The organism is Streptomyces sp. NPDC026377, from assembly GCF_055567715.1.
In genome coordinates, this window is the sequence record NZ_JBVHPV010000007.1 from 270,455 (window position 1) to 293,239 (window position 22,785).

17 protein-coding genes and 1 pseudogene are annotated in these 22,785 nt (G+C 73.3%); 13 read left to right on the forward strand and 5 right to left on the reverse strand.

Translation table 11 applies throughout. The features are described from left to right. Nucleotides 1-113: 113 nt before the first annotated feature. A complete protein-coding gene (gene pulA, locus ACZ4MU_RS17680) occupies nt 114-5,507 on the forward strand; it encodes a pullulanase-type alpha-1,6-glucosidase (protein WP_467876988.1) in 5,394 nt (1,797 codons plus the stop codon). 117 nt (nt 5,508-5,624) lie between these two features. After that, a complete protein-coding gene (locus ACZ4MU_RS17685) occupies nt 5,625-7,481 on the forward strand; it encodes a cellulase family glycosylhydrolase (RefSeq protein ID WP_467876990.1) in 1,857 nt (618 codons plus the stop codon). Between the two features lie 39 nt (nt 7,482-7,520). Here the strand turns inward: ACZ4MU_RS17685 and ACZ4MU_RS17690 are convergent, their stop codons facing one another. Further along, nucleotides 7,521-7,826, reverse strand: coding sequence for a MazG-like family protein (locus ACZ4MU_RS17690; protein ID WP_467876992.1), 306 nt, complete (start codon nt 7,824-7,826; stop codon nt 7,521-7,523). Between the two features lie 139 nt (nt 7,827-7,965). On the opposite strand from ACZ4MU_RS17690, the gene ACZ4MU_RS17695 reads away from it, so the two are divergent. The 7 genes from ACZ4MU_RS17695 to ACZ4MU_RS17725 all read left to right on the forward strand — a co-directional run bounded on the left by ACZ4MU_RS17695 (nt 7,966) and on the right by ACZ4MU_RS17725 (nt 14,179). Then, on the forward strand, nt 7,966-8,778 hold the full coding sequence (locus ACZ4MU_RS17695; RefSeq protein ID WP_467876994.1) for an MgtC/SapB family protein: 813 nt from the start codon (nt 7,966-7,968) through the stop codon (nt 8,776-8,778). Nucleotides 8,779-8,959: 181 nt separating this feature from the next. After that, the gene (locus ACZ4MU_RS17700; RefSeq protein ID WP_467876996.1) at nt 8,960-10,336 is read left to right on the forward strand and encodes an ATP-binding protein; all 1,377 of its coding nucleotides are present in this window, start codon (nt 8,960-8,962) and stop codon (nt 10,334-10,336) included. Then, nucleotides 10,333-10,755: a roadblock/LC7 domain-containing protein gene (locus ACZ4MU_RS17705; RefSeq protein WP_467876998.1), complete on the forward strand. Its 423-nt coding sequence runs from the start codon at nt 10,333-10,335 to the stop codon at nt 10,753-10,755. The genes ACZ4MU_RS17700 and ACZ4MU_RS17705 overlap by 4 nt, the downstream gene beginning before the upstream one ends. Beyond that, complete coding sequence (locus ACZ4MU_RS17710) at nt 10,752-11,111, forward strand: DUF742 domain-containing protein (RefSeq protein ID WP_406557337.1); 360 nt, start codon at nt 10,752-10,754, stop codon at nt 11,109-11,111. The genes ACZ4MU_RS17705 and ACZ4MU_RS17710 overlap by 4 nt, the downstream gene beginning before the upstream one ends. Further along, a complete protein-coding gene (locus tag ACZ4MU_RS17715; RefSeq protein WP_467877000.1) occupies nt 11,086-11,709 on the forward strand; it encodes a GTP-binding protein in 624 nt (207 codons plus the stop codon). Before ACZ4MU_RS17710 ends, ACZ4MU_RS17715 begins: the two co-directional genes overlap by 26 nt. Beyond that, the gene (locus ACZ4MU_RS17720) at nt 11,706-12,953 is read left to right on the forward strand and encodes a cytochrome P450 (protein WP_467877002.1); all 1,248 of its coding nucleotides are present in this window, start codon (nt 11,706-11,708) and stop codon (nt 12,951-12,953) included. The genes ACZ4MU_RS17715 and ACZ4MU_RS17720 overlap by 4 nt, the downstream gene beginning before the upstream one ends. Further along, a complete protein-coding gene (locus tag ACZ4MU_RS17725) occupies nt 12,950-14,179 on the forward strand; it encodes a cytochrome P450 family protein (RefSeq protein ID WP_467877004.1) in 1,230 nt (409 codons plus the stop codon). The genes ACZ4MU_RS17720 and ACZ4MU_RS17725 overlap by 4 nt, the downstream gene beginning before the upstream one ends. Nucleotides 14,180-14,301: 122 nt before the next feature. On the opposite strand, the pseudogene ACZ4MU_RS17730 reads toward ACZ4MU_RS17725, so the two are convergent. Both ACZ4MU_RS17730 and ACZ4MU_RS17735 read right to left on the reverse strand, forming a co-directional pair. Continuing rightward, nucleotides 14,302-14,465: pseudogene (locus tag ACZ4MU_RS17730) on the reverse strand (flavodoxin family protein); the annotation flags it as partial. A gap of 106 nt (nt 14,466-14,571) precedes the next feature. After that, on the reverse strand, nt 14,572-15,081 hold the full coding sequence (locus ACZ4MU_RS17735; RefSeq protein ID WP_467877006.1) for an Asp23/Gls24 family envelope stress response protein: 510 nt from the start codon (nt 15,079-15,081) through the stop codon (nt 14,572-14,574). A gap of 286 nt (nt 15,082-15,367) precedes the next feature. On the opposite strand from ACZ4MU_RS17735, the gene ACZ4MU_RS17740 reads away from it, so the two are divergent. The 4 genes from ACZ4MU_RS17740 (at nt 15,368) to ACZ4MU_RS17755 (ending at nt 21,222) form a co-directional block, all read left to right on the forward strand. Next, on the forward strand, nt 15,368-16,918 hold the full coding sequence (locus ACZ4MU_RS17740) for an FG-GAP-like repeat-containing protein (RefSeq protein ID WP_467877008.1): 1,551 nt from the start codon (nt 15,368-15,370) through the stop codon (nt 16,916-16,918). A gap of 211 nt (nt 16,919-17,129) precedes the next feature. Further along, on the forward strand, nt 17,130-18,347 hold the full coding sequence (locus tag ACZ4MU_RS17745) for a glycoside hydrolase family 64 protein (RefSeq protein WP_467877010.1): 1,218 nt from the start codon (nt 17,130-17,132) through the stop codon (nt 18,345-18,347). Between the two features lie 142 nt (nt 18,348-18,489). Continuing rightward, nucleotides 18,490-19,539 carry a glutathione S-transferase family protein gene (locus ACZ4MU_RS17750; protein WP_467877013.1) on the forward strand — a complete coding sequence of 350 codons (1,050 nt, stop codon included), beginning with the start codon at nt 18,490-18,492 and terminating at the stop codon, nt 19,537-19,539. 159 nt (nt 19,540-19,698) lie between these two features. After that, complete coding sequence (locus tag ACZ4MU_RS17755) at nt 19,699-21,222, forward strand: beta-ketoacyl-[acyl-carrier-protein] synthase family protein (RefSeq protein ID WP_467877015.1); 1,524 nt, start codon at nt 19,699-19,701, stop codon at nt 21,220-21,222. A gap of 103 nt (nt 21,223-21,325) precedes the next feature. On the opposite strand, the gene ACZ4MU_RS17760 is transcribed toward ACZ4MU_RS17755, so the two are convergent. Next, nucleotides 21,326-22,180 (reverse strand): alpha/beta fold hydrolase, encoded by an 855-nt coding sequence (locus ACZ4MU_RS17760; protein ID WP_467877017.1) that lies wholly within the window; start codon nt 22,178-22,180, stop codon nt 21,326-21,328. After that, a complete protein-coding gene (locus ACZ4MU_RS17765; protein ID WP_467877018.1) occupies nt 22,173-22,778 on the reverse strand; it encodes a TetR/AcrR family transcriptional regulator in 606 nt (201 codons plus the stop codon). The genes ACZ4MU_RS17760 and ACZ4MU_RS17765 overlap by 8 nt, the downstream gene beginning before the upstream one ends. Nucleotides 22,779-22,785 lie beyond the last annotated feature (7 nt).

The window sequence follows — 22,785 nt, forward strand, 5'->3', positions numbered from 1 at the left end:
TGACCTGAACACCCCCTGGCGGAACCGCCCGGCCGGTCCGACGCTCCCCCCGTGCCCCACGCCCGTGCCCGAAGGCCCCCGAAGAAGAAGTCCCCCGAAGAAGGAGTAGGTCCGTGATCGGCTCTCCACGCCGAACCGCCGTCACCGCAGCCGTGGCCCTCGCGCTGCTGGCGTCGGCCGCGCCCGCGGCGCATCCGGCGCCCACCGCGCCCCCGGCCCCGCCGTCCGACGCCCGGCTCGCCGCCGAGCCCGCCCGGCACGAACTCACCCGGGAGCAGCCCTACTTCGTGCTGCCGGACCGGTTCGCGGACGGCGACGGCGCCAACAACCGGGGCGGCCTGACCGGCAGCCGCTCGGTGACCGGTTACGACCCGGCCGACAAGGGCTTCTACCAGGGCGGCGACCTCAAGGGCCTGACGGGGAAGCTGGACTACATCAAGGGGCTGGGCAGCACCGCGATCTGGCTGGCGCCGATCTTCAAGAACAAGCCGGTGCAGGGCACGGGCGCCGACCAGAGCGCCGGGTACCACGGCTACTGGATCACGGACTTCACCCAGGTCGACCCGCACTTCGGCACCAACGCCGACCTGGCCCGGCTGATCGACAAGGCCCACGCCAAGGGCATGAAGGTCTTCTTCGACGTCATCACCAACCACACCGCCGACGTCATCGGTCACCGGGAACAGAGCTCCGCGTACCTCTCCAAGGGCGCGTTCCCGTATCTGACGAAGGACGGCGTGCCCTTCGACGACAGCGCCTACGCGGCCGGCGGCAAGGGCTTCCCGGCCGTCGGCCCCGGCTCCTTCCCCTACACCCCGACCGTGCCCGCCGCCGAGAGGGACGCCAAGGTCCCGGCCTGGCTCAACGATCCGACGCTTTACCACAACCGGGGCGACTCGACCTTCGCCGGGGAGAGCGCGGAGTACGGCGACTTCTCGGGGCTCGACGACCTGTGGACCGAGCGGCCCGAGGTCGTGCGGGGCATGGAGAAGATCTACGAGAAGTGGGTGAAGGACTTCGGCGTGGACGGTTTCCGCGTCGACACGGTCAAACACGTCGACCTGGACTTCTGGACCCAGTGGGCGACCGCCCTGGACGCCTACGCGGCCAGGCGCGGCCGCCCGGACTTCTTCATCTACGGCGAGGTGTACTCGGCCGACCCGTCCGTGACCTCTCCGTACGTCAGAAGGGGCCGGCTCGACGCGACCCTGGACTTCCCCTACCAGCAGGCGATGCGCGGCTATGTCTCGCAGGGCGGCTCGGCGGCGGACCTGGGAGCGGCCCTCGGCCAGGACTACCGCTACACCACCGACAAGGCCAACGCCTACGAGCAGGTGACCTTCCTCGGCAACCACGACATGGGCCGGATCGGGAGCTTCCTGCTCCAGGACAATCCGAAGGCCGACGCCGCCGAACTGCTGCGGCGCGACCGGCTCGCCCATGAGCTGATGTTCCTCAGCCGCGGCAACCCCGTCGTGTACTACGGCGACGAGCAGGGCTTCACGGGCCCGGGCGGCGACAAGGACGCCCGGCAGACGATGTTCCCGTCGAAGGTCGCCGACTATCTCGACGACCCTCAGATCGGTACGACCCGCACCCACGCGAGCAGTGCTTTCGATCCGGAGCACCCGCTCTACAAGGCGATCGCCGCTCTCTCCAAGCTCCGCCGACAGCACCCGGCACTCGCCGACGGGGTGCAGACCGAGCGGTACGCGGCGCCGGGCAAGGGCGTCTACGCCTTCTCCCGCACCGACGCCGGAACCGGCACCGAGTACGTCGTGGCGGTCAACAACGCCACCGAGGAGCAGAGCGCCGCGTTCGCGAGCGGCTCCGCCGACACCGCGTTCACCGGTATCTACGGCGCCACCGGCACGCTCACCAGCGGCGCCGACCACCGCGTCACGGTCCGGGTGCCGGCCCTGTCCGCCGTCGTCTACAAGGCGGCCGCGCCGCCTGGTGCCCCCGCCGCACGGCCCTCGCTCACCCTGACGGCCCCGGCCGCGGGCGCCACCGGAGACGTCGAGATCACGGCCGACGTCGAAGGCGGGCAGCTGAACAGGGTGGTGTTCGCCGCCCAGACCGGCACGGACACGTGGCAGGTCCTCGGCTCGGCCGACCACGCCCCGTACAAGGTCGTGCAGCACCTGCCCGCGACCCTCGCGCCCGGAACGCCCGTGCGCTACAAGGCCGTCGTCGTCGACGCGGCCGGGCGCACCGCGAGCGCGACCGCCCTGACCACGACCGGGACCCCCGCCCCGGAGCCCGCTCCCACCGCCTCCCGGCGCGACTACGCCGTGGTCCACTACAAGCGCCCCGCCGGTGACTACACCGACTGGCGCCTCTACGCCTGGGGCGACCTCGCCGACGGCGAGTCCACCACCTGGCCCGCGGGCCACGCCTTCACCGGCCGCGACGCCTACGGCGCCTTCGCGTACGTCAAGCTGAAGCCGGGCGCCTCCAGCGTCGGGTTCCTCGTCATCGACAAGGACGGCACCAAGGACGTCACCGCGGACCGCACCATCGACGTGGGCCGTACCGGCGAGGTCTGGGTCGAGCAGGGCAAGGACGCGCTGCTCACCTCGCCGCCCGCCGGTGCCTACCCGCCGCAGGACACCACCAAGGCCGTCATCCACTACCGGCGCGCCGACGGCGACTACAGCGGCTGGGGCATCCACACCTGGACGGGCGCCGCGACGCCCACCGACTGGTCGGACCCGCTGCCGCCCGTGCGCACCGACGCCTTCGGCGCGGTCTTCGAGGTGCCACTGAAGGAAGGCGCCACCGGCCTGAGCTACATCCTCCACAAGGGCGACACCAAGGAGTTCGGCTCCGACCGCTCGCTGGACCTCACCGCGTACGGGCACGAGGTGTGGCTCCTGGGCGGGGTCGAGAAGTACCTGCTGCCCATGGGGTCCGGTTCCGCCGCCGATCTGGACCTGGCGAAGTCGCGGGCGCAGTGGATCGACCGGGACACCGTCGCCTGGAAGACGGGCGGGACGGCCGCGAGCCACCAGCTGGTGTACGCGCCGGACGGCGGCCTCGCCGTGAAGGACGGCGCCCTCACCGGCGAGGGCCACTGGCTGCGGCTCATCCCCGTGCCCGGCGGACTCACCGACGCGCAGAAGGCCCGGTTCCCGCACCTGGGCACGTACGCGGCCTTCACCGTCGACCCGCGCGACCGCGCCCGGATCGGCCAGGCCCTCACCGGGCAGGTCGTCGCCACCCAGCGTCTCGCCAACGGCGCCCTGCTCGCCGCCACCGGCGTCCAGACCCAGGGCGTCCTCGACGACCTCTACGGCGCCCGCGCCACCAAGGCCGCGCTCGGCCCGGTCTTCTCCGGCGGACGCCCCACCCTCTCGCTCTGGGCACCCACCGCCCGGCGGGTCGCCCTCGAAATCGACGGCCGCACGGTCGCCATGCGCCGCGACGACGCCACCGGCGTCTGGTCGGTGACGGGCCCCCGCGCCTGGTCGGGCAAGCCGTACCGGTACGCCGTGACGGTGTGGGCACCCAGCGTCCAAAGAGTCGTCACCAACCTGGTCACCGACCCGTACTCCACCGCCCTGACCACCGACTCGGCCCGCAGCCTCGTCGTCGACCTCGCCGACCCGGGGCTCGCGCCCAGGGGCTGGGCCGCCCTGCGCAAGCCCGCCGCCGTACCGCTGCGCGCCGCGCAGATCCAGGAGCTGCACATCCGCGACTTCTCGGTCGCCGACCCCACCTCCCGCCACCCCGGCCAGTACCTGGCGTTCACGGACACCGGCTCGGACGGCATGAAGCACCTCAGGGAGCTCGCCCGCTCCGGGACCTCCTACGTCCACCTCCTGCCCGCCTTCGACATCGGCACGATCCCCGAGAAGAAGTCCGACCGGGCCGTGCCCGCGTGCGACCTGGAGGTGTACGCGCCGGACTCGGCCGAGCAGCAGGCGTGCGTGGCGAAGACCGCCGCCAAGGACGCCTACAACTGGGGGTACGACCCGCTGCACTACACCGTGCCCGAGGGGTCCTACGCCACCGACCCGGAGGGGACCCGGCGCACGGTCGAGTTCCGGCAGATGGTCCAGGGCCTCAACGGCGCCGGGCTGCGCACGGTGATGGACGTGGTCTACAACCACACCGTGGCGAGCGGCCAGCAGGACAAGTCGGTCCTCGACAAGATCGTGCCCGGCTACTACCAGCGCCTCCTCGACGACGGCACGGTGGCCACCTCCACCTGCTGCGCCAACACCGCGCCCGAGAACGCCATGATGGGCAAGCTCGTGGTGGACTCGGTGGTCACCTGGGCCCGGCAGTACAAGGTCGACGGCTTCCGCTTCGATCTGATGGGCCACCACCCCAAGGCCAACATCCTCGCGGTCCGCAAGGCCCTCGACGCGCTCACGCCCGCCAGGGACGGCGTCGACGGCAAGAAGATCGTCCTGTACGGGGAGGGCTGGAACTTCGGTGAGATCGCCGACGACGCCCGGTTCGTCCAGGCGACCCAGAAGAACATGGCGGGCACCGGCGTCGCGACCTTCTCGGACCGGGCGCGCGACGCGGTGCGCGGCGGCGGGCCCTTCGACGAGGACCCGGGCGTCCAAGGTTTCGCCTCCGGCCTGTACACCGACCCCAACTCCTCGGCCGCCAACGGCAGCCCGGCCCAGCAGCGCGCCCGGCTGCTGCACTACCAGGACCTGATCAAGGTCGGCCTCTCCGGCAACCTGGCCGCGTACACCTTCACCGACACCTCCGGCCGTACGGTCAAGGGCGCCGACGTCGACTACAACGGCGCTCCCGCCGGGTACGCGCGGGCCCCCGGCGACGCGCTCGCGTACACCGACGCGCACGACAACGAGTCGCTCTACGACGCGCTCGCCTTCAAGCTGCCGCGCACCACTTCGCCGGGCGGACGGGCCAGGACGCAGGTGCTCGCGCTGGCGACCGCCACACTGTCGCAGGGCCCGGCGCTCTCGCAGGCCGGTACGGACCTGCTGCGCTCCAAGTCGCTGGACCGCAACTCCTTCGACAGCGGTGACTGGTTCAACGCCGTCCACTGGGACTGCCGGGACGGCAACGGCTTCGGGCGGGGGCTGCCGCCCGCGGCCGACAACCAGTCCGCATGGCCGTACGCCAAGCCCCTGTTGACCGCCGGCGCGCTCACCCCGGGCTGTGCGGAGATCACCGGCGCCTCGGCGGCCTACCGGGACCTGCTGAAGATCCGCTCCACCGACCCGGCCTTCCGGCTGAGTACCGCGGCCCAGGTGCAGTCGGCGCTCTCCTTCCCGCTCTCCGGCAAGGACGAGACCCCGGGTGTGATCACCATGCGGCTCGGCCACCTGGTCGTCGTGTTCAACGCGACGCCGGACCGGCAGACCCAGCGGGTGGCGGACCTCGCGGGCCACGGATACGCGCTGCACCCGGTGCAGGCGGCGGGCGGTGACGCCACGGTCAGGTCGGCCTCGTACGAGAAGGGGTCGGGCACGTTCGGTGTCCCGGGCCGGACGGTCGCCGTGTTCACCCGCCGGTAGCGGGCCGAACGGGTCCGCCGTGACGGGTCGCGCCCCGACGGTCACGGCCCCGGCGTCCCCGAGGCGCGGCGGCCCGGAGTGTTGACTGTGCTCCGGGCCGCCGCGATGGTGATGGGCATGCCAAAGCCGTGGGCGCGTCCGTTCGGGGTCCTCGTCCTGCTCGCCGCGCTCCTCGGGGCGCAGAGCCCGGCCACCGCGGCCGACGGGCTCCCCGACGCCCAGTGGTTCGACGGCGCCACGGCCTCCGCGCTCACCGTGGCGGACGGGCACCTGGTCGACGGGCTCGGCCGCGAGGTGGTGCTGCGCGGCTACAACGTCTCCGGTGAGACCAAGCTGGCCGAGCACGGCGGGCTGCCCTTCGCCTCGGTCGCCGACGCCCGCGCCTCGGCGGCCGCCGTCCGCGCCCTGGGGGGCGCCAACACCGTCCGGTTCCTGCTCTCCTGGGCGTCCGCCGAGCCCGTGCGCGGCCAGGTGGACCAGGGGTACCTGGCGGCGGTCACCGAGCAGATGCGGGCCTTCCTGGACGCCGGGGTCCGGGTGCTGCCCGACTTCCACCAGGACCTGTTCTCCCGCCACCTCTTCGACGCGGGCAGCTGGTACACCGGCGACGGGGCCCCGGCGTGGGCCGTCGCGGGCGGCGGCTATCCGCGCGAGTCCTGCGGGATCTGCCTGTTCTGGGGGCAGAACATCACCCAGAACGAAGCCGTCAAGCGCGCCGCCCACGACTTCTGGCACAACGCGCGCGGCATCCAGGACGCCTTCCTCACCACCGCCCAGAGCACGTTGACCCATCTGGCCCAGCACCTCACCGCCGAGGAGTTCGCGGCCGTCGCCGGGTTCGATCCGTACAACGAACCGCACGCGGGCAGTTACGACGGTGGGCAGACGAGCCGGTCCTGGGAGCGTGACGTGCTCTGGCCCTTCTACACCCGCTTCCGGGCCCGGATGGACGCGGCGGGCTGGCAGGCCAAGCCCGCGTATGTGGAGCCCAACCTCTTCTGGAACGCCAACCTCGACTTCCAGCGGCAGGAGGGAGGGCTGCTCGACGCGGGCACCCTCGGGCCGCGTTATGTGTTCAACACCCACTTCTACGACCAGAAGGCGATCTCCGGCGTCTTCATGTGGGGCAAGGCGGGCGACGGGCAGTACACGCGCGACCTCGGCGCCGTGCGCGACCGGGCCGCCGCCGCGAACACGGCCGCGGTCGTCGGCGAGTTCGGCCATCCGCTCTCCGGGACCGTCGCCGACAAGGCCCCCAGTGTTCTCAAGGCGATGTACCAGGGGCTGGACTCCCGCCTCACGGGGGCCGCGTGGTGGTCGGACCCGTCGGCGTCCGGAGCCGTCCTCTCCGGCACCCAGTGGCAGTGGGACCTCTACAGCGGACGCCACCACGAGCTCATGAACGGCAACCCGGACAAGGTCCGGACCGCCGGTGACGCCTGGAACGACGAAGACCTCTCGGCCGTGCGCCGCGACGACTCCGGCGCGCCCGTGCTGCGCCAGGACGCCCGCCTCCTCGACCGGCTCTACCCCTCGGCCACGTCCGGCCGCGTGCTCGCCCTCACCTACGAGGACCGCTCCCGAGACGGCTCCGCCACCCAGACCTGGAACCCCGTCCCGGCCGCGCTGCCGCAGGTGGCCCGGCTCGTCGGCGCCGGCCGCTACGGTGTGCTGCTGTGGCGCTCCAACGGCGTGGCGGCGCCCACCGAGCTCCATCTGCCGGCCTCGTTCGCCGCCACCACGGTCGTCTCCGACCTCGGCGCGGTCCACGGTCCGCCCCTCTACACACGGGGGATCCCCGTCGCCGTGGCGCCCGAGCCGGGCGGCACCGGCAGCCGTCGGCTGCTGCTCACCGCGCCCGGTCCCGGCGCTGTCCACTTCGCGCTGGTCACCGACGGCGCCACCGACCCGTCCGCGGAGCTGCTGAGCGCGGCCCGCGCCGAACTGGCGGCCTGGGCGGCGGCCCACACGTAGATCCTCGGCGGGGCGCGGACGGGGGGCGAAGGCGGGCTCTCAGCCCTCGGTGACCCGGACCAGAACGCCGTGCTCGTCGCGCGCGTAGGCGCGGCGGCGGTTCTTCTCCAGTTTGCGGGCGACCTCCTCGTCCAGGTCCACGCCGTTCATCTCGGCCAGCGCCACCAGATAGAGGAAGACGTCGGCCAGCTCCTCGCCGAAGTCCGGAAGCCGCTTGCGCCAGGCCGTGAACGCCTCGCCCACCTCGGCGGTGAGCAGACCGAACTCCAGCGGCACATCGGTGACGTTGAAGCCCTTCTCGATCTTGTTCGCCCAGGCCTGCTCCTGGGCGGTCCGGATGTCCAAGACTCCTCCGAGCGGTGGGTGCGGCGGTGTCCGTCCAGCCTAACGAGGGCCGAACGGGGTCCGCCCGCGGCCTCGGTTCAACACCGGGGCGCCGGTGGCCGATAGGAGGGGGACAGGCAGACGGCGAGGAGTACGGACCATGCTCAACGAGTGGCACACGGCCGCCAACATCGGCGCGGGCCTCGGCTATGGCGGGATCATCGGCCTGGAGCGCCAGTGGCGGGCCCGGATGGCGGGGCTGCGGACCAACGCGCTGGTGGCGGCCGGGTCCGCGCTCTTCGTGCTGCTCTCGACGTACGGCTTCGTCGACGCCACCAGCACCAGCGGCTACGACGGCTCCCGGGTGGCCGCGCAGATCGTCTCGGGCATCGGCTTCCTCGGCGCCGGTGTCATCATGCGGGACGGCCTGAGCGTCCGGGGCCTGAACACGGCCGCCACCCTGTGGTGTTCGGCGGCCGTCGGCGCGCTCGCCGGGGCCGGGCTCTACGGGGTGGCCGCGCTCGGCACCGCCGGGGTGGTCGGCGCCAACCTGCTGCTGCGGCCGCTGGGGCGGCGTCTGGACCGCGAGCCGCACGGCGGCGTCGAGATCGGCACCGACTACCTGTTCGAGGTGGTGTGCACCGAAGCGGAGGAGGCGCATGTGCGCATCCTCTCCGTCCAGTCCCTGACGCGGCCGGGGTTCAGGCTGCGCTCGGTGCACAGCCGGGACAGTCAGGACGGTCAGGGCACAGACGCTCCGGGGAAGGTGACGGTGACCGCCGAGCTCACCACCGAGCGCCGCGACGACAGCCTCCTCGAAGAGGCGGTGAGCAGGCTGTCGTTGGAGCCCTCCGTCTCGGCCGTGAGCTGGACGGTGCTGCACCACCCGGACGACGACGAGGACGACGACGAGTACGGCGCCCCAAGGAGGCGGCGCCGCTACCGGGTCCGCGATTTCTTCAACAGTCCCTGAGCGCGCACCCGCGTTGACACACCGACGTTTCGTCAAGATTCGGACTTCCGCGTTCAGGTTCGAAAGGATCTTCGTGTAAAACAGTGCGGGACCGGTCAATGACAGTGTGTACTGGCCACGTTCGCCTTCCGGGGCGGTCGTCCACATGCCCTTCTCCCGATCTCCCCCGAAGGCCCATCAGATGATTGAGATACCGGACCTGGCCGCCGGAGGCCTGGCGGCCGGGACCCTGTCCGCGTTCGTGCTGGGCGGCGGGCTGCTGCGCTCCCGGCGCCGGGCGGCCCGGCAGCACGAGGAGATCGCCGAGCTGCGCTCCCAGGGGGAGGGCGCCCGCGCCGAAGTGGCCCGCCTCTCACGGGCGTACGCCGCCGAGGTCGCCCATCTCGCCCAGCGCCGCGTTCCGGCCGAGGCGACCAGGGCCGCGCATCCGCACGTGCGGGTGCCCGGCCCCCTCCACCCGGATCTCGCCGGCACCGAGCTCGGCGCGGGCCTCGACGACGTCCTCGAAGGGGTCGCCACCGCCGTGGCGCAGGAGCGCAAGCGGGTGGACGCCGCCGCCCGCGCGGGCATGCGCGGCGCCACCCGGGAGATCCAGGCCGGGCTCTACCGCCTCCAGGACCAGCTGCGCGGACTCCAGCAGCGCTACGACGACCCGGAGCTGGCCCAGACGCTCTTCGCCCTGGACCACGAGAACGAGCAGTCGCTGCGGCGCGCCCAGGTCACGGCCGTGGTGTGCGGCGCCTGGGTCGGCCTGGCCCGCGAGGAGTCGCACCTGGTGGACGCGGTGACGGGCGGTCAGTCCCGGCTGGTGGGCTACCACCGGGTGCGCGTCCACAACCACCTGGAGCCGGGCACCGCGCTCGTCTCGCACGCCGTGGAGCCCGTGGCGATCATCGTGGCCGAGCTGCTCGACAACGCGCTGCGCCACTCCGCCCCGGACACCGAGGTCGTGGTCAACCTCGAACGCGCCCACCACGGAGTCTCGGTCACCATCGACGACGCAGGGGTCGGCATGAGCCGCGACGAACGGGCCTACGCCCAGCGGATGGTGGCCGGCACCGAGGCGATCCTGCTCTCCGAGCTCGGCGACCCGCCCCGTATGGGACTGGCCGCGATCGGCCAGCTCACCCGGCAGTTCGACCTCTCGGTCGACCTCTCCTCGCCCTCGCCCTACGGCGGCGTCCGCGCGGTGCTGCTGGTCAAGAACCACCTGCTCGGCCGGATCGACCCGGCCCACCGCCCACCGGCCGCGGCGGCCCCCCGCTCCACCCGCACACCCGGGGCGGAGCCGACGCCGGAACACGCCCTGGAGCCCGTCCTGCCCCATGTGCCCCAGCCCGCCGCCGGACACCCCCTCGGCGCGCCCACGCACGAGCCCGCGCCCGACGGCGACGCGCTGCCCCAGCGCCGCCGCCGCGCCAGGGCCGCGCTGCCCGCCGAGACGGCCGCGGCGCCCGCCCGTACCCCCGAGGAGTCGGCCGCCGCGCTCGGCGCACTGCAGTCCGGTACCGCCGCGGCCCGCTCCGCCGCCCCCACCGAAGGGAACGAACCGCGATGACCAGCGGCACTACCGGCGAGACGGCGTGGGTGCTGGACGCGATCCTGGAGATCCCGCACGTCCAGGCCGCCGTCCTGCTCACCCGGGACGGTCTCGTCTCCGGCTACACCCAGGCCCTGTCCCAGGCGTCCGCCGAGCGCACGGCCGCCATCATGAGCACCGTGCAGGGCGCCTGCCGCACCGCGGCGGCGGCCTTCGCCGACCGGGAGGAGGCCCGCATCCGCCAGGTCGTCATCGAGTCCGACCACGGCTACATCCTTCTCGCGCCGACCGCCCACGGCACCTGTGTGGCCGCCTTCGGCGACCCGGAGGTCCGGCTCGACCTGCTCGCCCACCGCGTCCACTCCCAGGTGGCCCGGCTCGGTGAGAAGACCATGGCGGCGGCGCCGCGCGGAGCCGACGGCGCCACCCACGCATGACGGGCCGCCGCGGCGGCCGTCCGCTGGTTCCCGCCTATCTGTCCACCGGCGGAGTCGCCCGGCCCAGCCGCAACAGCCTGGAGCGGCTGTCCGTGCTGACCGGCGGGGGCGGCCCGGAGCCCGCCGGGCTGCCCGCCGCCCAGCACGCGCTGCTGGACGTGCTGGACGGCGGCTCGCTCACCGTCGTCGAGACGGCCGCGCTGCTCGAACTGCCGGTCTCCGCCGTGCGGGTGCTCGCCGCCGCCCTGATCGACCAGGGGCTGGTGAGCGCCCGCCCGCCGATTCCCGTCGCCGCCCTGCCCGCACCCGATCTGTTGAAGAGAGTGGCCGATGGCCTCCGCGCCCTCAAGCAGTAGCCCCGGCGCCACCGGGGCCCGGGCGATCCATCTGCCCGACACCGCGCGCGAGCTGGTGAAAATCCTGGTCGCGGGGCCGTTCGGGGTGGGCAAGACCACCCTGATCGACTCGGTCTCCGAGATCCGCCCGCTGCACACCGAGGAGCACCTGAGCGAGGCGTCCGCCTCGGTGGACGACCTCGCCGGAGTCCGGGACAAGACCACCACCACCGTCGCCATCGACTTCGGGCGGATCAGCCTGGGCGGGGGAGTGGTGCTCTACCTTTTCGGCACCCCCGGGCAGGAACGTTTCCGCTCCCTGTGGGCCGACATCGCCCACGGCGCGCTCGGCGCGCTCGTCCTGGTGGACACCCGGCGCATCGACGACTCCTTCGACGTACTGGGCCTGGTGGAGGAGACCGGACTGCCGTACGCGGTCGCGCTCAACACCTTCCCCGACTCCCGCCCGTACACCGAGGAGCAGCTGCGCCGCGCCCTCGACCTGGAGGCCGGCACCCCGATGGTGACGTGCGACGCCCGTGACACCAACTCCTCCGTCGACGCCCTCCTCGCGCTCGTCCAGCACCTGATCGCCCGCAACCGCCCGGAGACCCGGTGAACGCCCACCCCGCCTATCCCGCCCCCGCAGCCGCCTTCTCGCTCTCCGCGCCGGTGCGGCTGTGGGAGGACGGCTTCGCCGCCGACCCGCACGCCTACTACGCGGCGCTGCGTGCCCAGGGCCCGGTCGGCTGGGCCGAACTCGCCCCGGGCGTCCCCGCCTATGTCGTCACCGACCGGCGCGCCGCGCTCGACCTGCTGCACGACAGCGAGACCTGGTCCCACGACCCGAGGCCCTGGGAGGCCACGGTCGCCGCGGACTCGCCGATCCTCGGCATGATGCGCTGGCGGCCCAACGCCCTCTTCGCGGACGGCGACGCCCACATCCGTTACCGGCGCACCCTGCTCGACGCCTTCGACCTGGTCGAGCCGCACGACCTGCGCGAGCGGGTGCACCGGGCGGTGGACATCCTGGTGGGCCGGTTCGGGCCCGCCGGGCGGGCCGACCTCGTCACCGAGTTCGCCCGGCCCCTGATGGCGCTGGTCTTCAACAACCTCTTCGGGCTGCCCGACAGCGAGAGCGGACGCCTCAACGACGCCCTCGGCCAGATGATGGAGGGCGGCGAGCAGGCCGCGCGGGGCGAGGCCGAGTACGGCCGGTACGTGCTGGAACTCATCGCCGCCAAGAGCGAGCGGCGCGGCGACGACCTGACCAGCCGCCTCCTGGACCACCCGGCGGGGCTCACCCCCGAGGAGGTCACCTGGCAGGTGTTCCTCACCCTCGGCGCGGGCCACGAGCCCACCGCCAACCTCGTCTCCAACGCGCTCTCGCGCATCCTCGGCAACCCCGCCTACTACTCGACCCTGACCAGCGGCTCGCGGCCGGTGACGGACGCGGTGGCCGAGGTGCTGCGGTACGAGACGCCGCTGTCCAACTACGGCATCCACTTCGCCCGTCAGTCGCTGAGCTTCCACGGCGTGTGGATCCAGGCCGCCGTGCCGGTCGTCGTCTCCTACGGCGCCATCGGCCACTTCGCGGAGCACGAGTACTCCGGGGCGCACCACCCGCACGACGCCTCCCATCTGTCCTGGTCGGCGGGGAACCACGGCTGTCCCGTCAAGCAGCACACCCTGCTCATCGCCACCGAGGCCATCGAGCGGCTCACCCAGTGGCTGCCCGACCTCACCCCCACCACCGAGCGCGGGCGCCTGACCTGGCGCCCCGGCCCGTTCCACCGTTCGCTCACGGCGCTGCCCGTCCGCTTCACCCCGCGCACCCCCGACCAGCCAGGAGAACGAGCATGACCCCGTCCACGCGAGTGCCCCTCGACCCGTTCGGCGCCGACATCCCCGCCGAGAGCGCCCGGCTGCGCGCGCTCGGCACGGTGGTGCCGGTCGAGCTGCCGGGAGGGATCCCCGCCTGGGCGCCCACCCGTTACGACACCCTGAAGTCCCTCATCCTGGACCCCCGGGTCAGCAAGGACCCCCGCCGGCACTGGGGGCTGTGGTCCGAGCTCGGGGAGCACCCCGACTGGGGCTGGATCCTGGGCTGGGTCGGCGTGATCAACATGCTCTCCACCTACGGGGCCGACCACACCCGGCTGCGCAGACTCGTCGCCCCCAGCTTTACCGCCCGGCGCACCGAGGCGATGCGCGCCCGGGTGGAGCAGATCACCGCCGAACTGCTCGACTCGCTGGCCGAGGCGGGCGCCTCCGGCGAACCCGTCGATCTGAAGGCCGCCTACGCGCATCCCCTGCCGATGCGGCTGATCTGCGAACTCTTCGGTGTACCAGGCTACTTGGTCAACGACATGGCCCGGCTGATCGCGGCCATCATGGACACCTCGGACCCGAGCCCCGAGCACGCGGAGTCCGTCCAGAAGCAGATCGCCTACGTGCTGCCCGCCCTCATCGCGTTCAAGAGCGAGGTGCCCGGCGACGACATGACCACCGAGCTCATCAAGGTCCGCGACGAGGACGGCGACCGGCTGAGCAACGAGGAGCTCGTCTACACGCTGCTGCTCGTCATCGGCGCGGGCTTCGAGACGACCGTCAACCTCATCGGCAACGCCGTCGTCGACCTGCTCCACCACCCCGACCAGCTCGCCGCGGTCCGCTCCGGGAAGATCGGCTGGGACAACGTGATCGACGAGGTGCTGCGCGTCCATCCGTCCATCGCCACCCTGCCGCTGCGGTTCGCCGTCAGTGACATCACGGTCGACGGGGTGACCATCGCGGCGGGCGACGCCATCGTCACCACCTACGCGGCGGCCGGCCACGACCCGGCCCACTACGGCGAGGACGCCGGGTCCTTCGACGCCACCCGCGCCGCCGACGACCACCTGGCCTTCGGCATCGGCGTGCACCGCTGCATCGGCGCCCCGCTGGCCCGGATGGAGGCGCTCACCGCGCTGCCCGCCCTCTTCGACCGCTTCCCCGGCCTGAGCCTGGCCGCGGAGCCGAAGGACCTCGCCCAGGTGCCGTCGTTCATCGCCTTCGGCTACCAGGAGATCCCGGTCCGGCTCGGCTGAGCCCGGAGAGCGGCCTTTCGGGGGCCGGCCGGCGGCGCCGCACCGCTCGGTTTCGGACGATCTGGGCGGGCGCGCCGGGGCACACCCCGGCCCACCGGCGCTCGGGGGCGGGGGAAGACGTCCCGACAGCCCGCGTCCCACGCCGAGCGCTCATTGCCGTGGGCGGGGATGCCGCCCGCCCGTTCGAGCATCGCCGCCAGGTGCCTCAGGTTCCAGCTCATGAGGACGTGTCGCGGTCGGTGAGGTCGTTCTCGGGGCCGCCCGAGCCCGGGTCCGGACAGGACGGGCGGTGGGAGTCCTGCCCAGCCTCCCGGGCCGGTCGGGTCGGGGGCCGCCGGGCCGCCTCGGCGGCCCCCGAACGGATGAGCCGGGCCCGAAGGCCCCCGCTCCCGCTACTGCACGCGGACCTCGGAGCCCTCGGAGGCGCCCTCGTCCGGCAGATGGACATCGTCCACGGAGATGTTGACCTCCACGACCTCAAGGCCGGTCATCCGCTCCACCGCCGCGATGACGTTCTCGCGCACCTCGGCCGCGACCGCCGTGATGCTCACGCCGTACTCCACCACCACGTCCAGGTCGATCGCGGTCTGCCGCTCGCCGACCTCGACCTTCACACCGCGGCTGACGGAGGCGCCGCGCGCCCGCGGCACCCGGTCGCGCATCGCGCCGATGGTGCGGGCGAACCCGCCGCCCAGCGCGTGGATGCCCGGCACCTCGCGCGCGGCGAGCCCGGCGATCTTCTCCACCACGCCCCCGGCGATCGTCGTGCGGCCCCGGGTCGCGGGTGGCTGACCCGCGCCGCTGCGCGCGGTCTGCAGGGTGGTGCCCGAAGTGCCGCTGCGGTATTCGTCGATGTCGGGGCTCTCGGGCTTCTCCACGGCCGGGCTGATCGGCTCCGTCATCCGAAGCCACCTCCTGGGGGTCGGTAGTCGGGTGCGCGGGGTCCGCGCGTCCTCGTCCTGCGAGTACCGTGCGCGCCGCGTGTCATGCGGGGCAAGGGGGTGTTCTCCGCCCCTCGTTATTTGTCCAGCGCGCGTCAACACGGGCGCCGTCCACTGCTCCGGCCGGGTTCTCCTGCTGTACAAGAACGCGCGAGACGGTGGTCGGGAGTGATCCCATGACTGCCGTGGCAACTGATGCCCCGTCAAGACAAGGCGCCTCCGGCGCCTTTTCGGCTGGAGGAAGATCATGAGACGTATCCGGTTGACCCGCTGTCTCCTCGCTCTCACGGGCGCGCTCTCTCTGGCGACGCTGCCCGCGAGCCCCTCGGCCGCCGAGCACAGGGGCACCCCCGTCCTGCGGGTGATGCCGCTGGGCGACTCCATCACCTGGGGCGGCGGCAGCCCCACCCTCTCCTCCTACCGCCGCCCGCTGTGGCAGATCATGCGGCTGGAAAGGCGTTACACCGTACGGTTCGTGGGCTCCAAGGCCTCCGGCAGCTTCGCCGACTTCTCCAACGAGGGCCACAGCGGCTACGTCATCGACCAGCTCACCGCCGGGATCGACGGCTGGATGGCCGGCGCCCGCCCCGACGTCGTGCTGCTGCACATCGGGATCAACGACATCGCCCGGGGCATCGACCTGCCGCACGCCCCCGACCGCCTCGCCGCCCTCGTCGACCGGATCTACGCCGACAAGCCGGACGTCACGGTCCTCGTGATGGGCCTCATCCCCACGACGAGCGGTCTGGAGAAGCCCGCCGAGGAGTTCAACGTACGGGCCAGGGAGCTGGAGGAGACCGAGCGCGGGGCCGGGCGGAAGTTCCGCTATGTGGAGCCGCCCGCGCTGACCTCGGGAGAGTTCCTGGACCAGCTCCACCCCAACGACGCCGGGTTCCGGCGGATGGCCTGGTCCTTCTTCAGGCCCCTGGAGGGGGTGTGGCGCGTGGGCTGGGAGTCCGGCGGCCCCGCGCTCGGCGCCGGCACCGAGGCGGGCGGCGCGAACCCGGTGCGCTGGGCCGACCTCGACGGCGACCGCCGCATGGACCACTTCACGCTCGACGGGTACGGCGGCGTCCTCGTCCGGCTCAACCGGGGCGGCGACGGGCGCGGCGGCTGGTGGCCGCTCGGCCGGGTCCTCGGTGGTCTGCCAGCCGACCCGGCCCGGGTGCGCTTCGCCGACTTCGACGGCGACGGCCGCGCCGACTGCCTCACCCTGGACGCCGACGGCGCCGTCTTCGTACGGCTGCACCGGGGCGGTGCGGGCCACGGCCGGTGGCAGCCGCCGGAGCGCGTCACCGAGGGCACCACGGCCGACGCGGACCAGGTGGTGTTCGCGGACTTCGACGGCGACGGCCGCGCCGACCACGTCACCCTCGGCTCCGGCGGCGAGGTGCGGGTCCTTCTCAACCGGGGCGGCGACGGGCACGGCGGCTGGACCGACTGGGGGCGCGTCGCCACCGGCGTGACCGCCGACGCGAGCCGGGTGCGCTTCGCCGACCTCGACGACGACGGCCGCCCCGACTACAGCGTGCTGGGCCAGGACGGGGCCGTGCGCGGCTTCCTCAACCGGGGCGGTGACCGCCGGGGTGGCTGGGTCGACCTGGGGACCATCACGACCGGCTCCACCCCCGAGGCGGACCGTGTGTCCCTGGCCGACTTCACCGGCGACGGCAACGCCGACTACATCCTGGCCGGTGACCCGGCCACGGAGGCGTCCGTGCGCGCCTGGGCGGGCGGCGACGGCCACGGCGGCTGGACCGACCGCGGCCCGGTGATCTCGGCGGCCGCGAAGCGGTGACCAGGCGACCGGCGCCTCCCGGCTGGGCCACACCAAATGAACGGTGAGGCCCCGCCAACACCCCTTTGCCGTCAAGAAAATTGACGCGCGACGCATTGACACCTCTGGTCCGGACCACGATTCTGAGAGCGCTCTCACGAGGAGGAAGGGAAGATTCCTCCTCGCGGCGCCCCCCCCACGTGAACCGCCGAATCCGATGAGGAGTTGGAGCGTGCCCGTCCAAGGAAGGCTGCTGGCGCCCCTGGTGGCCGCGTTGCTGCTGGCAACGGGGCTCACCGCCACCGGCGCGGCCACCCCCGCCACCGCCGCCGTGCCCTCGACCATTCCGTTCACCGTGACCAACAACTCCGGCCGCGGTGAACCCCTCTACCTCTACAACCTCGGAACGCTGCTCTCGACCGGCCGGCAGGGCTGGGCCGACGCCGACGGCACCTTCCACCCCTGGCCGGCCGGGGGCAACCCGCCCATCCCGGCGCCCGACGCCTCGATCGCGGGCCCCGCCAACGGGCAGTCGAGGACCATCCGGATACCCAAGTTCTCCGGACGCGTCTACTTCTCGTACGGTCAGAAGCTCGTCTTCAAGCTCACCACCGGCGGCCTGGTGCAGCCCGCGGTGCAGAACCCGAGCGACCCGAACCGGAACATCCTCTTCAACTGGTCCGAGTACACGCTCAACGACGCCGGGCTGTGGATCAACAGCACCCAGGTGGACATGGTCTCGGCCCCGTACGCGGTCGGGGTGAAGGCGGCCGACGGCACCGTCCGATCCACCGGGCACCTGAAGCCGGGCGGATACAGCGGCTTCTTCGGCGCGCTGCGGGGCAAGCCGGGCGGCTGGGCCGGCCTTGTCCAGACCCGCCCCGACGGATCGATTCTGCGGGCACTCGCCCCCGGCCACGGCATCGAGACCGGGGCACTGCCCAGGAGCGTGCTCGACGACTACATCGACCGGGTGTGGCAGAAGTACAGCACCTCCACGCTGACCGTCACCCCGTTCGCGGACCAGCCGAACACCAAGTACTACGGGCGGGTCTCCGGCTCCACCATGGACTTCACCAACAGCGCGGGCGCGGTCGTCACCCGCTTCCTCAAGCCCGACTCCGACAGCGTGTTCGGCTGCTACAAACTGCTCGACGCCCCCAACGACCTGGTGCGCGGCCCGATCTCGCGCACGCTGTGCGCCGGGTACAACCGCTCCACGCTGCTGGTCGACCCCAACCAGCCGGACACCGGGACGGCCGCCTTCTACCAGGACGCGGTGACCAACCAGTACGCCCGTGAGCTCCACGCCCGGATGGCCGACGGACGGGCGTACGCCTTCGCCTTCGACGACGTGGGCCACCACGAGTCACTGGTGAACGACGGCGACCCCCGGCAGGCGTATCTGACGCTGGACCCGCTGAGCCAGGTCCCGTCGGCCAGGCCCTGACACGGTTCGACGAGGCCCCGGGCCGTCCCGACGGGGGACGGCCGTTCGACCGGGCGGCTCATCCCGTGGGAGATCTCCCGTTCCGGGGGAAGGCTCGCAGGCAGTACGCCAGTCACGCGAGTCCAGCCGGAAGGAGACCGGGATGAGCCGCTCCGAGCAGAGCGACACGGCGGAAGCGGAGGGCGCCGGGGGCAACGCGGGGTACGGGAGCAAGCCCTTCAAACGTTCGCGCAGCCACTTCGTGGACCGTGTCACCCGCGACGGACGCGACGGCTGGCCCGTCGAGTACGGCCGCTACCGGCTGGTCGTCAGCCGGGCCTGTCCCTGGGCGAGCCGCGCCCTGGTCTCGCGGCGTCTCCTCGGCCTCGACGACGCGCTCTCGCTCGCGGTGGCCGACCCGATCCAGGACGACCGCAGCTGGCGCTTCACCCTCCAGCCCGACGGCCGCGACCCGGTGCTCGGCATCCGCCTTCTCGCCGAGGCGTACGAGGCGCGCGAGCGCGGTTACTCGGGCGGAGTCAGCGTCCCGGCGATCGTGGACGTGCCCAGCGGGGAGCTGGTCACCAACGACTACCAGCAGATCACCCTCGACCTCGCCACCGAGTGGCGCGAGCTGCACCGGCCGGGGGCGCCCGACCTCTACCCCGAACGGCTGCGCGACGAGATCGACGAGGTCATGGACGGGGTCTACCGCGACCTCAACAACGGGGTCTACCGGGCCGGCTTCGCCACCGACCAGGGGGAGTACGAGGCCGCCCACCGCGATGTGTTCCGCCGGCTCGACCTGCTCTCGGGGCGCCTGGCAAACCGCCGCTACCTGGTCGGGGACACCCTCACCGAGGCGGACATCCGGCTCTTCACCACGCTGGTGCGCTTCGACGCCGTCTATCACGGCCACTTCAAGTGCAACCGGAACAAACTGACCGAGGACCCGGTGCTCTGGGCCTACGCCCGGGACCTCTTCCAGACCCCGGGCTTCGGCGACACCGTCGACTTCGACCACATCAAGCGCCACTACTACCTGGTCCACTCCGGCATCAACCCGACCGGCATCGTGCCCGTCGGCCCCGACCTGTCCGGCTGGCTGAGCCCGCACCACCGCGAGGAGCTGGGCGGCCGGCCGTTCGGGGACGGCACCCCGCCCGGCCCGGTGCGGCGCGGGGAGGCGATCCCCGAGGCGGGCCGCCCCTGACCTTCCCCACCCGTGGCGGACGGGGCCGGAACGGGCTCGCGTGGCCGCAGACCCGGGGCACGGGCAAGATGTTCCCAGATCGCTTTATCGACTTCATGGGGCCGAGATGAAGCCCAGAAGTCGTTCACCTGTGCGAACTGTGCGAACTGGGAAGCGTCGATGAGTGAAGAGTCGGTCATGGGCGGGGAGTGCCGGCTCCTGACCACCGGAGAGCTGATGCCGGGCGACGTCGTCGCGACCGGCGTGGACAGCTGGCACGTCGTGCTGCGCACCGCGCCCGCCGGTGAGGCCCGGACCCGGCTCGGGCTGCGCCCGCTGGGCGGCGGCCCCGACCAGGAGCGCCTGCTCGGCCGGCGCGAGCGCCAGGTGGTGCGGGCGGGCCGGGTGGACCCCGCCGAGGCCGGACGCCCGGAGGGTACGGGGACGGGCCGGCGGCGGGTCGTGGTGACCGGGCTCGGCGCGCTCACCCCGCTCGGCCCCGATGTGCCCGGGCTCTGGCAGGGGCTGCTCTCGGGGCGCTCGGCGGTCGGCCTGCTGGAGGGCGAGGAGTTCGCCGCGCTTCCGGTGCGGCTCGCCGCGCGGGCCGCGGTGGACCCGGCCGAACTGCTGCCCAGGCCGCAGGCGCGGCGGATGAACCGGTCCGCGCAACTGGCCGTGCTCGCCGCCCGTGAGGCCTGGCGGGACGCGGGCCTGGACCCGGAGGGCGCCCGGCCCAGCGGACTGCTGCCCGACCGCGCCGGGGTGTCGATGGGCTCGATCCTCGGTGGCGCGCCGGTGCTCGTCGATGCCCAGCGGCGGCTGGAGCAGCGCGGCCCGCGCGCGGTCTCGCCGCACACCGCGCCGATGCTGGTGCCGTCCTCGGCCGCCGCCCAGATCTCCATCGGCCTCGGCATCCTGGGCGAGGCGAGCACCCTGGTGTCGGCCTGCGCCTCCGGCGCCGAGGCCATCGGACGCGCCGTGGACCGCATCCGCGAAGGTCATGTCGACCTGGTGGTGGCGGGCGGCACCGAGGCCGTGATCGTCCCGGCCGTGCTGGCCGCCTTCGCCGCGATGAGGGCCGTTTCCACCCGCAACGACACACCGGCCTCCGCCTGCCGTCCGTTCGACAGGAGGCGGGACGGGTTCGTCCTCGGCGAGGGCGCGGGCGTCCTCGTCCTGGAGGCCGAGGAGCACGCCCGGGCCCGTGGCGCGCGCGTCTACTGCGAGGCCGCCGGCTGGGGCCTGTCCGCCGACGGCTTCCACATGGCGGCGCCCGAACCGGGCGGACGCGGCATCGAGGCCGCGCTGCGGGCGGCACTCGCGGACGCCGGGGCCGCCGCGGCGGACGTGGTCCACGTCAACGCCCACGCCACCGCCACCCCGGAGGGCGACCGGGCCGAGGCACGGGCCCTCGCCCGGGTCCTGGGCGCCCACACCCCGGACGTCCCCGTCACCGCCAACAAGGGCGCGCTCGGCCACCTCCAGGGCGGCGCGGGAGGTGTCGAGGCCGTCGCCACCGTCCTGGCGCTGCGGGACGGGCTGGTCCCGCCGACGGCCGGGTGCGACGACGTGGAGGACGGGATCGCCCTCGACGTCGTCCGTGGCAGTCCGCGCTCCCTGCCGCTGGACGGGGACATCGCGCTCAGCGACTCGTTCGGCTTCGGCGGACACAACGCGGTGCTCGCCTTCCGGAGCACCGGCTAGCGCACGGGGCCCGGCGCGTCTCCGCCGAGCGGGACGACGGTCCTTTTTCGCGCCGGTGCCGCGGGCCCGTCCCGGCGGCTCCACCGCCCCCTCGGCGCCCTCGCTACACGCCCTCCCCGGCCATGGCCGCCACCAGGGTGCGCCGCAGCACCGCCGCGAACCGCACCGGATGGGTGCTCAGCCCCACGTGGCCGCCCGGGAACTCGACGAGCCCGGTCCCGAACCGCTCGGCCAGCACCGCCGCCGGACGGGCGAGCAGCAGCCCCCGCGAGGCCCGCCCGCACGCCGGGACCAACTGCGCGGAGTGCGCCGCCAGCGCCTCCAGGTCCGGCATGTGGCCGCTGAACTGCCGCAGCTCGCGCTCCAGGAACTGCGGCATGTTCTCCCGCATCCGCCGCAGGCGCGCGGCGTCGTCCGGGGCGGCCGTTCCGGCGGACTGCTCGGCCGCGTCGTCCGGCTCGTCGGCGCGCTCCTGGCCCGCGGCCGCGCCCAGCGCGGCCATCGCCGCGTCGAGCCCTTCGCGGCCGTACGCCTCGACGACCCCCGCGAAGACCGCCCGCCACCGGTCCGCGTCGGGCAGCAGCCCCAGCGTCGGCGGCTCGTGGGCCACCACCGGGCGCAGCCGCTCCGGGTGGCGGGCGAGCAGGTCGAGCGCGATGACCGCGCCCGAACTGCTGCCGAAGACGAACGCGGGTTCATCCGGGGAGACCTGGTCGAGCAGCCGCCGCATGTCGTCGCTGTGCGTGCGCACCCGCTGGTCGCGGCCGCGCTCACCGGCCGCGCTGCGGGACTTGCCGCGCGGGTCGACGGCGACGACGGTGAACCGGTCGGCCAGGTCCGCCCCCACCGGGCCGAAGGAGGCGGCGTCCCCGCCCCCGCCGGGGATCATCAGCAGCACCGGGCCGGTGCCGCGCTTCTCGTAGTAGAGGGTCGCTCCCGGTACGGACAGTTCAGGCATGGTTCGCTTCCTCGTTCGCTTCCTCGGGGGACGGGGCCGGCCAGTGGGTGAGGGCGACGTGCAGGGCCGCCACGGTTCGCCGCCAGGAGGTGTCCACGTCGCGTACGTGGTTGAAGCCGCCCTGGGCTTCGAGGCTGAGATAGCCGTGGAAGGTGCTGCGCAGCAGCCGTACCGCGTCGGTCAGGTCCGGCTCGGCGAGCCCGTAGCCGCGCAGCATCCCGTAGGTGATCTCCACGGTCCGCCGCATCGCGGGCGCGTCGGCGACCAGCGCCGGGTCGACCTTGATCTGGGTCGCCGCGTACCGGCCCGGGTGGGCCCGCGCGTACGTCCGGTAGGCGTCGGCGTACGCCATCAGGGCCTCCCGCCCCGAGCGGCCCGCCACCGCGACGGCGATCTCGTCGATCAGCTCGCCGCCGGCCAGCAGCGCGACGCGCGTGCGCAGCTCCCGCGCGTTCTTGATGTGCGAGTACAGGCTCGCGTCCTTGACGCCGAAGTGCCGTGCCAGCGCCGAGAGGGTGACGTGGTCGAACCCCACCTCGTCCGCCAGATCGGCCGCGGCGGCCGTGATCCGGTCCGCTGTCAGTCCCGCGCGCGCCATGCGTCCG